The organism is Roseovarius sp. D22-M7, from assembly GCF_037083785.1.
GTDB lineage: Bacteria > Pseudomonadota > Alphaproteobacteria > Rhodobacterales > Rhodobacteraceae > Roseovarius.
In genome coordinates, this window is sequence record NZ_JBAPKY010000010.1 from 12,785 (window position 1) to 27,799 (window position 15,015).

The window sequence follows — 15,015 nt, forward strand, 5'->3', positions numbered from 1 at the left end:
CGGAGAGTGTCCCATGCAACTGACCGTAAACGGCACCGCGCAAGAGCTTGACGACATCGACGCGGACATGCCGCTTTTGTGGCTGCTGCGCGACGTGCTGAACATCAAGGGCCCGAAATACGGCTGCGGCATCGGGCAATGCGGCGCCTGCACGGTGCACGTCGCGGGCCAGGCGGTGCGGTCGTGCCAGATCCCGGTGGCAGACGTCTGGGGGCCAGTGACCACGATCGAGGGTCTTGGCACGCCCGACGCCCCGCATCCCGTGCAGGCGGCGTGGATCGAGACACAGGTTGCGCAATGCGGCTATTGCCAGTCGGGCCAGATCATGCAGGCCGCGAGCCTTCTGTCCGCAACGCCCGACCCCGCCGATGCCGAGATCGACGCCGCCATGTCCGGCAACCTGTGCCGCTGCGGCACCTATCCACGGATTCGCGCGGCGGTGAAGGCTGCCGCGCGCGCCATGGCCGAGGAGACCTGAAATGGGACGTGTGAAAACCATCGCGCGGCGCACGTTCCTCATCGGCTCGGCGGCGATCGCCGGCGGCGTGGCCTTCGGTGTCTGGCGGTTTCACGCGCCCCATGCCAACCCGCTGCTGGACGGTCTGCCAAAGGGTGCCGCGGCGCTGACGCCCTACGTGCTGATCACTGAGGGCGCGATCACGCTGATCACACCGCGCGCCGATAGCGGGCAGGGTGCCGTGTCGGTGCAGGCGGCGCTGATCGCCGAGGAACTGGACGTGGATCTGGATCAGGTCGAACCCGATCCCGGGCCGCCCAGCCCCGCCTACTGGAACACCGCGCTGTCGTCGGACGCGGTGCCGTTCCGCGCCACCAACGATGGCTGGCTGGCCGAGACTGTGCGCGATCTCGCCGATGCGCCGATGAAGTTTCTCGGCATGCAGGTGACCGGCGGCTCGACCACCGTGCCCGACGGCTACGACAAGCTGCGCCGCGCCGGGGCCGTGGCGCGCGAGACGCTGAAAGCCGCCGCCGCAAAGGTGCACGGGGTCGCGGCGCGCGATCTGCGCACCGACCGCGGCGCGCTGATCCTGCCCGACGGCACGCGGATCCGCTACCAAAGCCTGGCCGAGGCGGCCGCCGCGACCGCTCCCGTGACCGATGTCGCCTTGCGCGGGCCGAAATCGTGGCGGCTTCTGGGCAAGCCGATGCAGCGCATCGACATGGTGGCGAAATCCACCGGCACGCAAGCCTACGGCATCGACATGGACCTGGCGGACATGCTGCACGCCGCGATCCGCCTCAACCCGGCGCAGGGGGCGGCGCTGCGCGGCTTCGATGCCGCCAAGGCCAAAGCGATGCGCGGGGTTCAGAAGGTCGTCGAAATCCCCGGCGGCGTGGCGGTGATCGCCGACAATACGTGGCGTGCGATGCAGGCCGCGCAGGCGATCACCTGCGACTGGGCGCCCACGCCCTACCCGCCCGGGATGGACGGGCACTGGCAGGCGCTGAGTGACAGTTTCACCGAGGACGCGCAGGACAGCCGTTGGCGCGATGTGGGTGACGTCGACGCGGCGCTGGAAAGCGGCGCGGATGTCGCCGTCGAGTACCGCGCGCCCTATCTCGCCCACGCCCCGCTGGAGCCGCTGAACGCCACCGTGCGCTACACGCCCGGGCGCACCGATATCTGGACCGGCACGCAGGTGCCGCGCTTCGTCCAAGCGAATGCGGCGGCGATCACCGGGCAGGACGCGGCCCACGTCCATGTGCATGCGCAGATGATCGGCGGCAGTTTCGGTCACCGGCTGGAGGATACCGCCGTGCGCCATGCCACGCGCATCGCGATGGCGGTGCCGGGACGCCCGGTCAAGCTGACCTATTCACGCGAAGAGGACATGGCGCAGGATTTTCCCCGCCAGATCGCCATGGCGCGCGGGCGCGGGCGGGTCGCGGATGGCCGGGTCACGGCCTATGATCTGGGCATCGCCATACCTTCGGTGCTGGCGTCGCAGATGGGTCGGCAGGGCATCCCCGCCGCCGGGCCCGACCTGCAGATCGTCGCCGGGGCGTGGGATCAGCCCTTCGCGGTGCCGCATTACCGCGTGACCGGCTACCGCGCGCCGGCGCTCGCGCCGGTCTCTTCTTGGCGCGCGGTGGGGGCGTCGACCAACGGGTTCTTCCACGATTGCCTTCTGGACGAGTTGATCCACGCCGCGGGCGCCGACCCGCTGGAAGAACGCCTGCGGCTGTGCACCCATGCGCCGTCGCGCCGCGTGCTCGAGGCGGTGGGAGAGATGTCGGGTTGGGGCACGCCTCTGCCCGAGCGGCGCGGGCGCGGCGTGGCGTTCTGCCTGTCCTTCGGCGTGCCCTGCGCGCAGGTGGTCGAGGTGAGCGACACACAAGACGGCATTCGCCTCGACCGGGTGTATGTGGCCGCCGATGTGGGGCGCGTCCTCGACCCGGTGAATTTCGAGGGGCTCGTACAGGGCGGCGTGATCTTCGGGCTGGGCCACGCGATGCATGCCGCGACCACCTACGCGGATGGCACCACGGAGCAGCGCAATTTCGACAGCTACCAAGCGATGCGCCTGTCGCAATGCCCCGAGATCCTGGTGCGCGGGCTCGAGACTGCCGCGCAGATCCGCGGCATCGGCGAGCCAACCGTGCCGCCTGCACCCGCCGCCCTCGCGAACGCGATCTTCGCGGCGACCGGCAAACGTCTGCGCGAGATGCCCTTCGATCGCGCGGTCACGTTCGCCTGATCCGCAGCGAGATGTCGCGCCCTGCGTCGTAACCGGCTGGGATGACAGGGGGGTTTGCAAAACATGGTTGACAGAGATATCGAACATAAGTAGAACATGAAATGTAATTTCATCGGGACGGCGGCTCATGTTGACCAAAAAGCAGATCGATCTTCTCGCCTTCATCAATGCGCGGGTGCAGCGCACGGGCGTGCCGCCCAGCTTCGACGAGATGAAGGAGGCGCTTGATCTGCGGTCGAAATCTGGGATTCACCGGTTGATCACGGCGCTCGAGGAACGCGGCTTCATCCGGCGGCTGGCACATCGCGCACGCGCGCTCGAGATTCTCAAGCTGCCCGACAGCCTGCAAGACCGGACTGAAAGCCGGGGCGCAGGCAATCGCGGGTTCACCCCAAGGGTGATCGAGGGCGACCGTGCGGGGCCGGGCCAGCCCGCCAATGCGCGCCCTGTCGCGACCGATGGCGTCGTCGACCTGCCGATGATGGGTCGTATCGCCGCCGGTGTCCCGATCGAGGCGATCGCGCATGCCAGCCACAATGTCAGCGTGCCCGGCGGCATGGTGTCGGGGACCGGAGAGCATTATGCGCTCGAGGTCAGGGGCGATTCGATGATCGAGGCGGGGATCAACGACGGTGATGTGGTGATCATCCGAGAGACCGCGACCGCCGATAACGGCGACATCGTCGTCGCGCTGATCCGCGAGGAAGAGGCGACGCTGAAACGCTTCTTCCGCAAGGGCAGCGCCATCGCGCTGGAGGCCGCGAACCCCGCCTATGAAACCCGCGTGCTGCCCGGCGACCAGGTCCGGGTGCAGGGGCGCCTTGTGGGGCTGATCCGCAGTTACTGAGGGCTCCAGGCGCGAATGCCGGTGAGGTCGCGGGCGGTGACCGTGCGCACGCCGGTTTCGGTCCTATATAGGGCGATGGCCCCCGTCTTTCGCAGACTGGCTGGGGTAACGACCGTGCAAGGCAGCGATGCCACCCGCCCCTCTGGTGGGGCCGTGTTAAGTACGACCCATTCACCGGTCGCGCACTCGGTCAGGCCTTCGGCGGCGCGCTTGCCGCCCAGGGCGCGCACCGGGATCGCGTCCGCGGGCCGCGCGTCCCACCGCAGCGCGGCATCCTCCTGAATCGTAGCATCGCCGTCGTTTTCCAGCCAGATCCCGGCGATGAACCCGCCGCCCTGCGCCTTGTTGAGCGCGCGTCCGGCATCGGTCATCACGCCGACCAGCGCGCCGTCATCAGCGATCAGCACGTCGGGGCGCGCGGCCTGCAGCCAGAGCCCCAGAGACAGCGCCACCGGCAGCAGCCCCGCCAGCCGCGCCCAGCCCTTCCACAGCACCATGAAGAGCGCGCCGAGCGCCATCATCGGCAGCACCATGGGTCCGGGTGTCGGCACCGTGCCACGCGCGCCCTCGAGGCCCGCCACCCAATGCGCCACCCACAAGATCGCGGCCAGACCGCGCCCCATCAACCAGAACGGCAGCGCGTCGAGCCCGAAGGGCATCGCGACTGCACCCATGACCGCCGCCGGCATCACCAGAAGCCCCATCAGCGGCACGCTAGGCAGGTTGGCCACCAGCCCGTAATGCGACCAGAGATTGAAATGCGCCGCCGCGAGGGGTGCGGTCGCCAGCCCCGCCACCACCGAGGTGATGACCACCGCCGAAATGGGCCGCAGCCAGCGCGGCCCCATCGGCAGCTTCGCGTCGCGGATCAGGCCGTAGATCGCGACCAGCGCCGTGGTTGCCGCAAACGACATCTGGAAGCCGGGCCCCAGAAGCGCCTCGGGCTGCCAGACCAGCAGGATCGTCGCCGCCAGCGCGACCGAGCGCAGGCTGATCGCGCGCCGGTCGAGCATCACCGCCACCAGCACCACCGCGGCCATGACGAAGGCCCGCTCGGTCGCGACGTTACCGCCGGAAAGCCCGAGATATCCGGCGGCGACCACCAACGCCAGCGCCGCTGAGAACTTCTTGGCCGGCAGCCGCAGGCCAAGCGGCGGCACCGCGGCGAGGATCAGCCGGAACGCAGAAAAGACGAACCCCACCAGCAGCCCCATGTGCAGCCCCGAGATCGCCAGCAGATGCGCGAGGTTCGTGGTGCGCAGCACCTCGAGCGTCTGCTGGTCCATCCCGGATCGGTCGCCGGCCATGATCGCGGCGGCGAACGCCCCCTCCTCGCCCGGCAGGCGGGTCTGCACGTGGTCCGACAGCGCCATGCGCGCGCGAAACATCGCCTGCCAGCCCTCGGCTTGGGCGATGGTCAGAAGCGGCACGCGGCTGTAGCCGACGGCGCCGATCCCCTGGAACCACGCGTGGCGGCGGAAATCGAAGCCCCCCGGCTCGGCCGGACCGCTCGGCGGCAAGAGATGCGCGGTGGTCATCACGCGCAGGCCGGGGCGCGGCGCGATCACCTCGGTGCTGGCGTGCAACGAAACGCGCACCCGGTCCGGCACGCGGTCGGGGTCCACCCCCGACAGCACCACCCGGTCGAGCGTCAGCCGCACCGCATCCGAGGCCGATCGGTCGATCGCCACGATCCGCCCCTCGACGGGGCCATAATACCGCCAGCCGAGCACCGGCCCGGCGACGAGATGCGTGCGTAGCCCGGCCAGCGCGAACCCGGCCAGCAGAAGGGCAAGCGCCCACAGGATCGGGCCGGCCCAGTCGCGCCCATACCACGCCGCAAGGGCGAGCAATGCCGACGCACCGCCACAGGCCCAGAGGACATCCGTCGCAGGCTCAATCCGCAGCGAGAAATAGACGCCGATCCCGCAGGCCAGTAGCACCGGCACCCAAGGGAAAAGCGACCCGCGCTGCATCAGCCAGCCGCGTTCGATCACCTGCCAGACGCGCCCCACTTGTGTCCCCTTTGACGGGCCGATAAAGATGCCGCATTCTTAGGCTTCGTATCGTTACCGAAAGGTTAATGCGCCCCATGACAAGCCAGGTCGTAACCCGTTTTGCCCCCTCACCGACAGGGTTCCTGCATATCGGGGGCGCACGCACGGCCCTTTTCAACTGGCTTTACGCGCGCGGCCGCGGCGGCCGCTTCCTGTTGCGGATCGAGGACACGGATCACGCGCGCTCGACCCAGGAGGCAACGCAGGCGATCCTGGACGGACTGGCGTGGCTGGGGCTCGACCATGACGGCGAGGCGGTCAGCCAGGCCGCGCGTGCCGAGCGGCACCGCGAGGTCGCGCATGAGCTTCTAGCAAGCGACCAGGCCTATAAGTGTTTCTCGACCCGCGACGAGATCGAGACATTCCGCGACACAGCGCGGGCCGAAGGCCGCTCGACGCTTTTTCGCAGCCCGTGGCGCGATGCGACCCCCGACCAGCACCCCGAGGGGGCGCCGCATGTGATCCGTATCAAGGCGCCGCGCGAGGGCGCCGTGACCATCCCCGACGCGGTGCAGGGCGAGGTCGCCATCCGGAGCGATCAACTCGATGACATGATCCTGTTACGCGGCGACGGTACGCCCGTCTACATGCTGGCCGTGGCGGTGGACGATCACGACATGGGGGTGACGCACGTGATCCGCGGCGACGATCATCTCAACAACGCGGCGCGGCAGATGCTCATCTACCTCGCGATGGACTGGCCGCTGCCGGTCTATGCGCATATCCCGCTCATCCACGGACCTGACGGCAAGAAGCTGTCCAAGCGGCACGGCGCGCTCGGGGTCGAGGAATACCGCCAGATGGGCTACCCGGCTGCGGGCCTGCGCAACTACCTCGCGCGGCTGGGGTGGAGCCATGGCGATGACGAGGTCTTCACCGACGCCAAGGCGCAGGAGTGGTTCGACCTTTCAGGGATAGGCAAGGCGCCGGCACGGCTGGACTTCAAGAAGCTCGACAATATCTGCGGTCAGCACATCGCGATGATGGATGATGCCGCGCTGCGGCACGAATTGCAGGATTTTCTGGCCGCGACCGGGCAGTCCCGGCTGGATGAGGGCAAGGCAGAATTGCTGGAACAGGGCATGTATTGCCTGAAAGAGCGCGCGAAGACCTTCCCGGAACTTATTGACAAGGCGGCGTTTATTCTGTCAGTTCGCCCGATTGTGCCGGAGCCGAAGGCCGCTGCGCAACTCGACGATGTATCCCGTAGTATACTGAAAGAATTGACGCCGCAGCTGCAAACTGCTAATTGGGCACGATGCGGGATCGAGACCGTCATGAACGGAATCGCCGATGCTCACGGGATCAAGTTTGGTAAACTGGCCGGGCCGTTGCGCGCCGCGCTGGCCGGGCGCAGTGTGACACCAAGCGTGTTCGACATGATGCTGGTGCTCGGGCGCGACGAGAGCATCGCCCGGCTCGACGACGCCGCGCACGGGGGACCAGACCCGTCGTGACGGCCCATTTCATCCGGCCCGCGTGGTAAACCGCAAAAGGGCATCGAAAGGGAGGACCCCTATGGCAGACGACACCCGAACCGCACGGCTGGAGATCGAGGGCAAGAGCCACGATCTGCCGATCTACTCGCCCACCGCGGGGCCCGACGTGATCGATATCCGCAAGCTTTACAGCGCCGCGGGCGTCTTCACCTACGATCCCGGCTTTACCTCGACGGCGAGCTGCGACAGCACGATCACCTTCATCGACGGCGACAAGGGCGAGCTCTTGCATCGCGGCTATCCGATCGATCAGCTGGCCGAGAAATCGCATTTCCTCGAGGTCTGCTACCTGCTGCTTTACGGCGAGCTGCCCTCGCCCGCGCAGCTGGAGGATTTCGAGGGTCGCGTGACCAATCACACCATGCTGCACGAGCAGATGGTGTATTTCTTCCGCGGCTTCCGGCGTGACGCGCATCCGATGGCGATCATGGTCGGCGTGGTCGGCGCGATGTCGGCCTTCTACCACGACAGCACCGATATCAGCGATCCGTGGCAGCGCGAGGTCGCCTCGATCCGGATGATCGCCAAGATGCCGACGATCGCCGCCTGGGCCTACAAGTATTCGATCGGGCAGCCCTTCGTCTATCCGCGCAACGATCTCGACTACGCGTCGAATTTCCTGCGCATGTGCTTCGCGGTGCCGGCCGAGGATTACGAGGTCAACCCGATCCTCGCCCGCGCGATGGACCGGATCTTCACGCTGCACGCCGACCACGAGCAGAACGCCTCGACTTCGACCGTACGGTTGGCATCAAGCTCGGGCGCCAACCCGTTCGCTTGCATCGCCGCCGGGATCGCCTGTCTCTGGGGGCCGGCGCATGGCGGCGCCAACCAGGCCTGTCTGGAGATGCTGCGCGAGATCGGCACGCCCGACCAGATCCCCGAATACATCGCCCGCGCCAAGGACAAGGACGACCCGTTCCGCCTGATGGGCTTCGGGCACCGGGTCTACAAGAACTTCGATCCGCGCGCCAAGGTGATGAAGCAATCGGCCGACGAGGTGCTCGAGCTTCTGGGCGTCGAGGACAACCCGACGCTGCAGGTCGCCAAGGAACTGGAAAAGCAGGCCCTCGCCGATCCGTTCTTCACCGAGAAGAAACTGTTCCCGAACGTCGATTTCTATTCCGGGATCATCCTCGAGGCGATGGGATTTCCGACCTCGATGTTCACGCCGATCTTCGCGGTCAGCCGCACTATCGGCTGGATCTCGCAGTGGAAGGAGATGATCACCGATCCGCAACTGAAGATCGGACGGCCGCGGCAGTTGTATCAGGGTGTCACGCTGCGCGATTACGTCGATATCGAGAACCGCTGACGACGCCGACTGCACCCGCTTGCCACAGAAGGCCCGCGCGATGCGGGCCTTTTCTTTTGCCGCATGACATCTCGGCGTTGCGCCCATGTCACAGATGTGCTCGACGAGACCTGCGCGACCGGACAATCCGGGACCGTACCCGGGTCTTGGAGCGTCCACGCCTTCAACCAGCCGATCATGTCGCAAAGCGGCATCGGCCGGGCCAGGCCGAAGCCCCGGATCACAGGGCACCCGGCGGCGCGCCGCATCTGCAACTGTCCGGCGGTCTCGACGCCCTCGGCGACCACAGCCATGCGCAGAAGGCGGCACAGGCGGATGATTCCGCGCTTGATGACCCGGTTGCGCGGATCGTGCGGTCCAGAAGATCGGGATAGCCCGGATCGGCAAGCACTGCCGCCGAGACGTTGATCGACATGCCCAAGCCGTCGAAGCCCGACGCGTGTCGTGAGGCGAGCGCGTCGAACGGCTTGGTCATCGACAGGTCATCGAGATCCGCCACGGCGCCGATCCGTGCCGCCGTCGTCATGGCCGGAACCGCGCGTTGATTTCATTGAGGTTGTCGATATCGAGCAGCAGGACACCCAAGCCGCCGCGCGCGATTTCGGCGTGCAGGTGACCGGCCAGCCTGCGGCGATTGGCCCGCCCGGTCACCTCGTCGCGCTGCGCCGCGTGGAGCGGGTCGAACTAGCCGGATCGGCGGTTCGACCCTTGCGGCGTCTTGCGACATGTCGCGTTGCGCATTGCGGGACATCTGCGATCCAGACCGACCTTCGGAGTTGCACGCCAAAAGCCATGCCTTTCAGGTTAAAGGTTGCGCGCGCAAACGCCTGAATGGGACAGCGTCTAATAGATTAAATTCGCTCGACCGGCGCGCGCTTCGAGATGCAAGACGTTCTGCCCTGTTTCGCGGCGGGCATTGTCGCTGAGGGCGGTCGCGCGGTCGGTGTGGCGTCCTGACGTTGCGGAGAACCGGCAACATGCCGCCAATGAGACAAACGATCGCCCCCGCTGGCTGCATCCTGCTGATCGTCGTGGTCCATCTGGGCGGACCGGCCGCCACTTGCAACTCGTCCGCGGGGCGCCTAATCCGAAGATATGCTTGCCGAATATCACCACGGGACCTGCGCGCCCTGCCCCGCGCCGTTCAGCCTCGCGGCACATGTCTTGGGAGGGGCGGACGCGCAGCCCGACAAGATCGCGCTGGCCGTTCTCCGCCTGTCGGGGGCCGAGCGCTGGAGCTACGCGCGCCTGAAATCGGCAATCCTCGGTACCGGCACAGGGCTGTTGCGACAGGGGATGCAGCCCGGGGACCGGGTGCTGATGCGGCTTGGCAACACGGTGGAGTTTCCGATCGCCTATCTCGGGGCGATCGCCGTGGGGCTGGTGCCGATCCCCACCTCCAGCCAGCTGACCGCGCCCGAAGTGGCCGGGATCATCGACACCACGCAACCCGCGCTGATCCTGCGCGACGGCGCCATCGCCTGCCCCGAGACGGACATTCCCGTGCTGGGGGTGGCCGACCTGCGAGCGATGCGCGACCTGCCCGAGGCCGACTGGCAGTTGGGCGATCCCGAGCGGCTGGCCTATATCATCTACACCTCCGGGACGTCCGGTATACCCCGCGCCGTCTGCCACGCGCATCGCGCGATCTGGGCGCGGCGGATGATGTTTGACGGCTGGTACGGGCTGCGACCCGAGGACAGGCTGTGCCATGCGGGCGCGTTCAACTGGACCTTCACGCTTGGCACCGGGCTGATGGATCCGTGGACGATGGGGGCGACCGCGCTCATCCCCGCGCCCGAGGTCACGCCGGAACAGATCCCGCTGCTTCTGAAGCGCCACGATGCGACGCTTTTTGCAGCTGGGCCGGGTGTTTACCGCAAGATATTGAAGCATCACGCGAAGATGTCCCTGCCGCACTTGCGGCATGGTCTCGCGGCCGGGGAAAAGCTGTCGGAGACGCTGCGCCGGCAGTGGCAGGAGGCCACGGACACCGCCATCTACGAGGCGTACGGGCTGTCGGAATGCTCGACCTTCATCTCCGGCAGCCCCGATCACCCGGCCACGCCGGGCACGCTGGGGCGCCCGCAGGACGGTCGCCGCGTCGCGATCATCGGGCCCGACGGCCCCGTCGAGACGGGCGCGGAGGGGACCATCGCCGTGCACAACTCCGATCCCGGCCTGATGCGCGGCTATCTCGGCGCGCCCGAGGCCACCGCGGCGAAATTCGCAGGCGACTGGTTTCTGACCGGGGATCAGGGCATGATGGACGCGCAGGGCGAGATCACATACCTGGGGCGCGCCGACGACATGATGAACGCGGGCGGTTTCCGCGTCTCGCCGATCGAGGTCGAGCAGGCGCTGCTGCCGCATCCCGGCATCACCGAGGTCGCGGTCACCGACATCGAGGTGAAAGAGGATGCGCGCGTGATCATGGCGTTCTATACGGGGCCGGAATCCCTCGATCCCGCTTCCCTCGACGCCTTCGCGCGCGAACGGCTCGCGGGCTACAAGGCCCCGCGCGACTACATCCACGTGGATGCATTGCCCACGGGGGCGAACGGAAAACTCCTGCGCCGCGCGTTACGGCCGATCCAAAAGGACCGTCATGGTCAAGCTTGACATCATCTCCGACCCGATCTGCCCTTGGTGCTATATCGGAAAGACCCTTCTGGATCAGGCGCTTGCGGCCCGGCCCGATCACCCGTTCGAGATCGAGTGGCATCCCTTCCAGCTCAACCCCGAAATGCCCGAGGGGGGCATGGACCGGCGCGAATACCTCGAGACGAAGTTCGGCGGCCAGCAGGGCGCGGCGCAGGCCTACGCCCCGGTGCTGGAGCGGGCCGAGGCCGCGGGGCTGGCGATCGACTTCGCCGGCATCGAGCGTACGCCCAACACGCTGGATGCGCACCGGCTTCTGCACTGGGCGGGGATCGAGCAGTGCCAGGACCGCATGGCGATGGCGCTGTTCGCGGCCTATTTCGACGAGGGCCGCGATATCGGCGATCACGAGGTTCTGGCGGATGTGGCAGACACCCTCGGCATGGATGGCGCGGTGATCCGGCGGCTTCTGGCGACGGACGCGGATCGCGCGGATATCAAGGCGCGCGACGCGCAGTTCCGCGAGATGGGCATCACCGGCGTGCCGACCTTCATCCTGGGTGGCGAACATGCGGTGCCCGGCTGTCAGCCGGTCGATCTGTGGTGCAAGGTCATCGACGATCTTGCGGCGAGGACCGCCGGCTGAGCACGCATCGGTACAAATTCACCATGCGTTTGGTACAAGGCGGCGACCGTCGAGCGGGGGCACCGAAAGGCGGTGTCAGCCGATCTCGACACCCAGATGCTTGGCGACCGCGAAGATGTCCTTGTCGCCGCGTCCGCACATGTTGAGCACCAGAAGATGATCGCGCGGCAGGTCGGGCGCGATCTTCATCACATGGGCCAGCGCGTGGCTGGGTTCCAGCGCGGGGATGATCCCTTCCTGCGCGCAGCAAAGCTGGAACGCCTCGAGCGCCTCGGCATCGGTGATCGAGACATATTGCGCCCGCCCGACATCGTGCAGCCAGCTGTGTTCCGGCCCGATCCCGGGATAATCCAGCCCCGCCGAGATCGAATGCCCTTCGAGGATCTGCCCGTGGGCATCCTGCAGCAGGTAGGTGCGGTTGCCGTGCAGCACGCCGGGGCGCCCACCATTCAATGACGCGCAATGCTCCATCCGGTCGTCGACGCCGTGACCGCCGGCCTCGACGCCGATAAGGTTCACCTCCTTGTCGTCGAGGAACGGGTAGAAAAGCCCCATGGCGTTCGAGCCGCCGCCGATCGAGGCGACCAGCATGTCGGGCAGACGCCCCTCGGCTGACTGCATCTGTTCGCGCGTCTCGCGGCCGATGATCGACTGGAAATCGCGCACCATGGCCGGATAGGGATGCGGGCCCGCGACCGTGCCGATGCAGTAGAACGTGTCGCGCACATTTGTCACCCAGTCGCGCAGCGCGTCGTTCATCGCATCCTTCAGCGTGCCGCGCCCGCTGGTCACCGGCACCACCTCGGCGCCCAGAAGCTTCATGCGGAAGACGTTGGGTGCCTGCCGCTCGGCGTCATGCGCGCCCATGTAGACCACGCATTTCAGCCCGAACTTGGCGCAGACCGTGGCGGTGGCGACACCGTGCTGGCCCGCGCCCGTCTCGGCGATGATGCGGGTCTTGCCCATCCGGCGGGCCAGGATGATCTGACCCAGCACGTTGTTGATCTTGTGCGCGCCGGTATGGTTCAACTCGTCGCGCTTAAGGTAGATCTTCGCGCCGCCCAGGTGCTCGGTCAGCCGCTCGGCATGGTATAGCGGCGAGGGCCTGCCGACGTAATGCGTCCAGAGATGGTGCATCTCGTCCCAGAAGCTCTGATCGGTCTTGGCATGCTCGTAGCACTCTTCCAGCTCGAGGATGAGCGGCATCAGGGTCTCCGACACGAAGCGCCCGCCGAAATCGCCGAACCGGCCCTTTTCGTCGGGGCCGGTCATGAAGCTGTTGAAAAGTTCGTTCATCGCGTCCGCACCTTTGCGTTCCGGGGTGTTCCCCGATCCATATGGGACGCGGGCGGCATTTTCCAGCGCAAAGCGCGTCACACGGACCGGCGCCGCGCGCGCTTTCGGGCGGTTTTCATTAAGCACGCTTGCACGGATGGCGTTTTTGCCTGAACGTGTGCCGGGGCTACCCTGAGGGACGGAACGTAACAAAGGGGGCGCACATGACAGCGACAAGGGGTGATCCCGTGGGCACGGCGCAGGACAATGACAGGCTGATCGCCGATCTGCAGCGGATCGTCGGGCGACGGCACTGCCTGACCGGCGCACGGCAGACCGAGCGGTTCCGCAAGGGCTGGCGCTCCGGCGAAGGGGACGCGCTGTGCGTGGTGCAGCCGGGATCGCTGCTGGAGCAGTGGCAGGTGCTGCAGGCCTGCGTCGCCGCCGACAAGATCGTCATCCTGCAGGCCGCCAATACCGGGCTGACCGAGGGTTCGACCCCCAAGGGCACCTACGACCGCGACGTGGTGCTGATCAACACGCAGCGGATGGACCGGCTGCACAGCCTGCGCGGCGGGCGCCAGGTGCTCGCCCTGCCCGGCGCCACGCTGTTCGCGCTGGAAAAGATGCTCAAGCCGCTGGGGCGTCAGCCGCATTCGGTGATCGGGTCGTCCTGCATCGGGGCCTCGGTGATGGGCGGCGTGTGCAACAATTCCGGCGGCTCGCTGGTCGAGCGCGGGCCGTCCTATACGGAGCTGTCGCTTTACGCGCGCATCACCGAGGACGGTAAGATCGAGCTGGTCAACCACCTTGGCATCCGTCTGGGCGACACGCCCGAAGAGATCCTGACGCGGCTGGAAGCCGGCGATTTCGACGAGGCGGATGTCGAGGCCACGAACCGCAAGGCTTCGGATACCGAGTACGTGTCGCGTGTGCGCGATGTCGACGCGGGCACGCCCGCGCGGTTCAACGCCGACAAGCGCCGGCTTTACGAGTCGGCGGGCTGCGCGGGCAAGCTGGCGGTCTTCGCCGTGCGGCTCGACACTTACGCGATCCCGGAAAGCGAGACGGTCTTCTATATCGGCACCAACGATCCCGCCGAGCTGACCGCACTGCGCCGGCACATCCTGAAGAATTTCGATCACGTTCCGGTCTCTGGCGAATACATGCAGCGGGCGTGTTTCGATGTCGCCGACAGGTACGGCAAGGACACGGTGCGCATGATCGACTGGCTGGGCACCGACCGGCTGCCGATGTTCTTCGCGCTGAAGGGCGCGTTCGATGCGCGGTTCAACAAGCTGCGGCTGACGCGCGGGCTGACCGACAAGGTCATGCAGCTATTGGCGCGACTGACCCCGGACCACCTTCCGCGCCGCCTGCGTGACTGGCGCGACAAGTACGAGCATCACCTCATTCTCAAGATGCGCGATGGCGGCATCGACGAGGCGCGCGGATTTCTGAAAGACTTTTTTGGCGCGCGCAGCGGTGACTGGTTCGAATGCACCCCGCGCGAGGCCAAGCTGGCCGGTCTGAACCGCTTTGCCGCCGCCGGGGCCGCGATCCGCTACCAGAACATCCATCGCGGCGAGGTCGAGGATATCCTGGCGCTGGATATCGCGCTGCGGCGCAATGACGAGGACTGGCTGGAGAAACTGCCCCCCGAGATCGATGACCAGATCGTGCACAAGCTGTATTACGGGCATTTCTTCTGCCACGTGCTGCACCAGGATTACGTCGTGAAAAAGGGCTGCGATCCGAAGGCGCTGAAGAACCAGATGCTGGAACTGCTGGACGCGCGCGGCGCGGAATATCCGGCCGAGCACAACGTGGGCCATCTCTACCCGGCCAAGCCCGACCTCGCGGCGCATTACCGGGCCTGCGATCCGACCAACAGCCTGAATCCCGGGATCGGCAAGATGTCGCGGTGCAAGCATTATGGCTAGGCGGGCGGAATGAGGCATGACGAGGGCCGGGGGAGGGCCTGCCGCATCGTTCAAGGCTCAGACGGGGTGTCGCGCAGCCATGCGTGCGACACATGCAAGACATGCCTGAAAC

13 protein-coding genes are annotated in these 15,015 nt (G+C 66.9%); 8 read left to right on the top strand and 5 right to left on the bottom strand.

The annotated features are described in order from the left end of the window. Positions 1-13: 13 nt before the first annotated feature. The 3 genes from V8324_RS06450 (at position 14) to lexA (ending at position 3,567) form a co-directional block, all read left to right on the top strand. On the top strand, positions 14-478 hold the full coding sequence (locus V8324_RS06450) for a (2Fe-2S)-binding protein (RefSeq protein WP_336419108.1): 465 nt from the start codon (positions 14-16) through the stop codon (positions 476-478). A 1-nt stretch (position 479) separates the two neighbouring features. Beyond that, positions 480-2,720, top strand: a complete 2,241-nt coding sequence (locus V8324_RS06455) for a xanthine dehydrogenase family protein molybdopterin-binding subunit (protein WP_336419109.1) — start codon at positions 480-482, stop codon at positions 2,718-2,720. A gap of 127 nt (positions 2,721-2,847) precedes the next feature. Next, the gene (gene lexA, locus V8324_RS06460; RefSeq protein ID WP_336419110.1) at positions 2,848-3,567 is read left to right on the top strand and encodes a transcriptional repressor LexA; all 720 of its coding nucleotides are present in this window, start codon (positions 2,848-2,850) and stop codon (positions 3,565-3,567) included. Here lexA and V8324_RS06465 read toward each other — a convergent pair. Next, complete coding sequence (locus tag V8324_RS06465; protein WP_336419111.1) at positions 3,561-5,582, bottom strand: ComEC/Rec2 family competence protein; 2,022 nt, start codon at positions 5,580-5,582, stop codon at positions 3,561-3,563. The two genes, lexA and V8324_RS06465, sit on opposite strands and share 7 nt — an antisense overlap. Positions 5,583-5,659: 77 nt before the next feature. Between V8324_RS06465 and gltX the strand changes: the two genes are divergently transcribed. Beyond that, on the top strand, positions 5,660-7,081 hold the full coding sequence (gene gltX, locus V8324_RS06470) for a glutamate--tRNA ligase (protein ID WP_336419112.1): 1,422 nt from the start codon (positions 5,660-5,662) through the stop codon (positions 7,079-7,081). Positions 7,082-7,142: 61 nt separating this feature from the next. Then, on the top strand, positions 7,143-8,438 hold the full coding sequence (gltA, locus tag V8324_RS06475) for a citrate synthase (protein WP_336419113.1): 1,296 nt from the start codon (positions 7,143-7,145) through the stop codon (positions 8,436-8,438). Here gltA and V8324_RS06480 read toward each other — a convergent pair. From V8324_RS06480 to V8324_RS06490, 3 genes are read right to left on the bottom strand one after another with little or no spacing between them, the layout of a single operon-like run. After that, positions 8,414-8,731 carry a hypothetical protein gene (locus tag V8324_RS06480; RefSeq protein WP_442970481.1) on the bottom strand — a complete coding sequence of 106 codons (318 nt, stop codon included), beginning with the start codon at positions 8,729-8,731 and terminating at the stop codon, positions 8,414-8,416. The genes gltA and V8324_RS06480 overlap by 25 nt on opposite strands. After that, on the bottom strand, positions 8,659-8,964 hold the full coding sequence (locus tag V8324_RS06485) for a hypothetical protein (RefSeq protein ID WP_336419114.1): 306 nt from the start codon (positions 8,962-8,964) through the stop codon (positions 8,659-8,661). Before V8324_RS06485 ends, V8324_RS06480 begins: the two co-directional genes overlap by 73 nt. After that, the gene (locus V8324_RS06490) at positions 8,961-9,089 is read right to left on the bottom strand and encodes a hypothetical protein (RefSeq protein ID WP_336419115.1); all 129 of its coding nucleotides are present in this window, start codon (positions 9,087-9,089) and stop codon (positions 8,961-8,963) included. Before V8324_RS06490 ends, V8324_RS06485 begins: the two co-directional genes overlap by 4 nt. A gap of 444 nt (positions 9,090-9,533) precedes the next feature. Between V8324_RS06490 and V8324_RS06495 the strand changes: the two genes are divergently transcribed. Together V8324_RS06495 and V8324_RS06500 are read left to right on the top strand one after the other, a co-directional pair. Next, a complete protein-coding gene (locus V8324_RS06495) occupies positions 9,534-11,060 on the top strand; it encodes a class I adenylate-forming enzyme family protein (protein WP_336419116.1) in 1,527 nt (508 codons plus the stop codon). Next, the gene (locus tag V8324_RS06500; protein WP_336419117.1) at positions 11,047-11,685 is read left to right on the top strand and encodes a DsbA family oxidoreductase; all 639 of its coding nucleotides are present in this window, start codon (positions 11,047-11,049) and stop codon (positions 11,683-11,685) included. The genes V8324_RS06495 and V8324_RS06500 overlap by 14 nt, the downstream gene beginning before the upstream one ends. A 75-nt stretch (positions 11,686-11,760) precedes the next feature. Here the strand turns inward: V8324_RS06500 and trpB are convergent, their stop codons facing one another. After that, positions 11,761-12,981: a tryptophan synthase subunit beta gene (trpB, locus tag V8324_RS06505; protein ID WP_336419118.1), complete on the bottom strand. Its 1,221-nt coding sequence runs from the start codon at positions 12,979-12,981 to the stop codon at positions 11,761-11,763. Positions 12,982-13,184: 203 nt separating this feature from the next. Here trpB and dld point away from each other — a divergent pair, with 203 nt between their 5' ends. Beyond that, positions 13,185-14,903: a D-lactate dehydrogenase gene (gene dld, locus V8324_RS06510; protein WP_336419119.1), complete on the top strand. Its 1,719-nt coding sequence runs from the start codon at positions 13,185-13,187 to the stop codon at positions 14,901-14,903. The last annotated feature ends 112 nt before the right edge of the window (positions 14,904-15,015 follow it).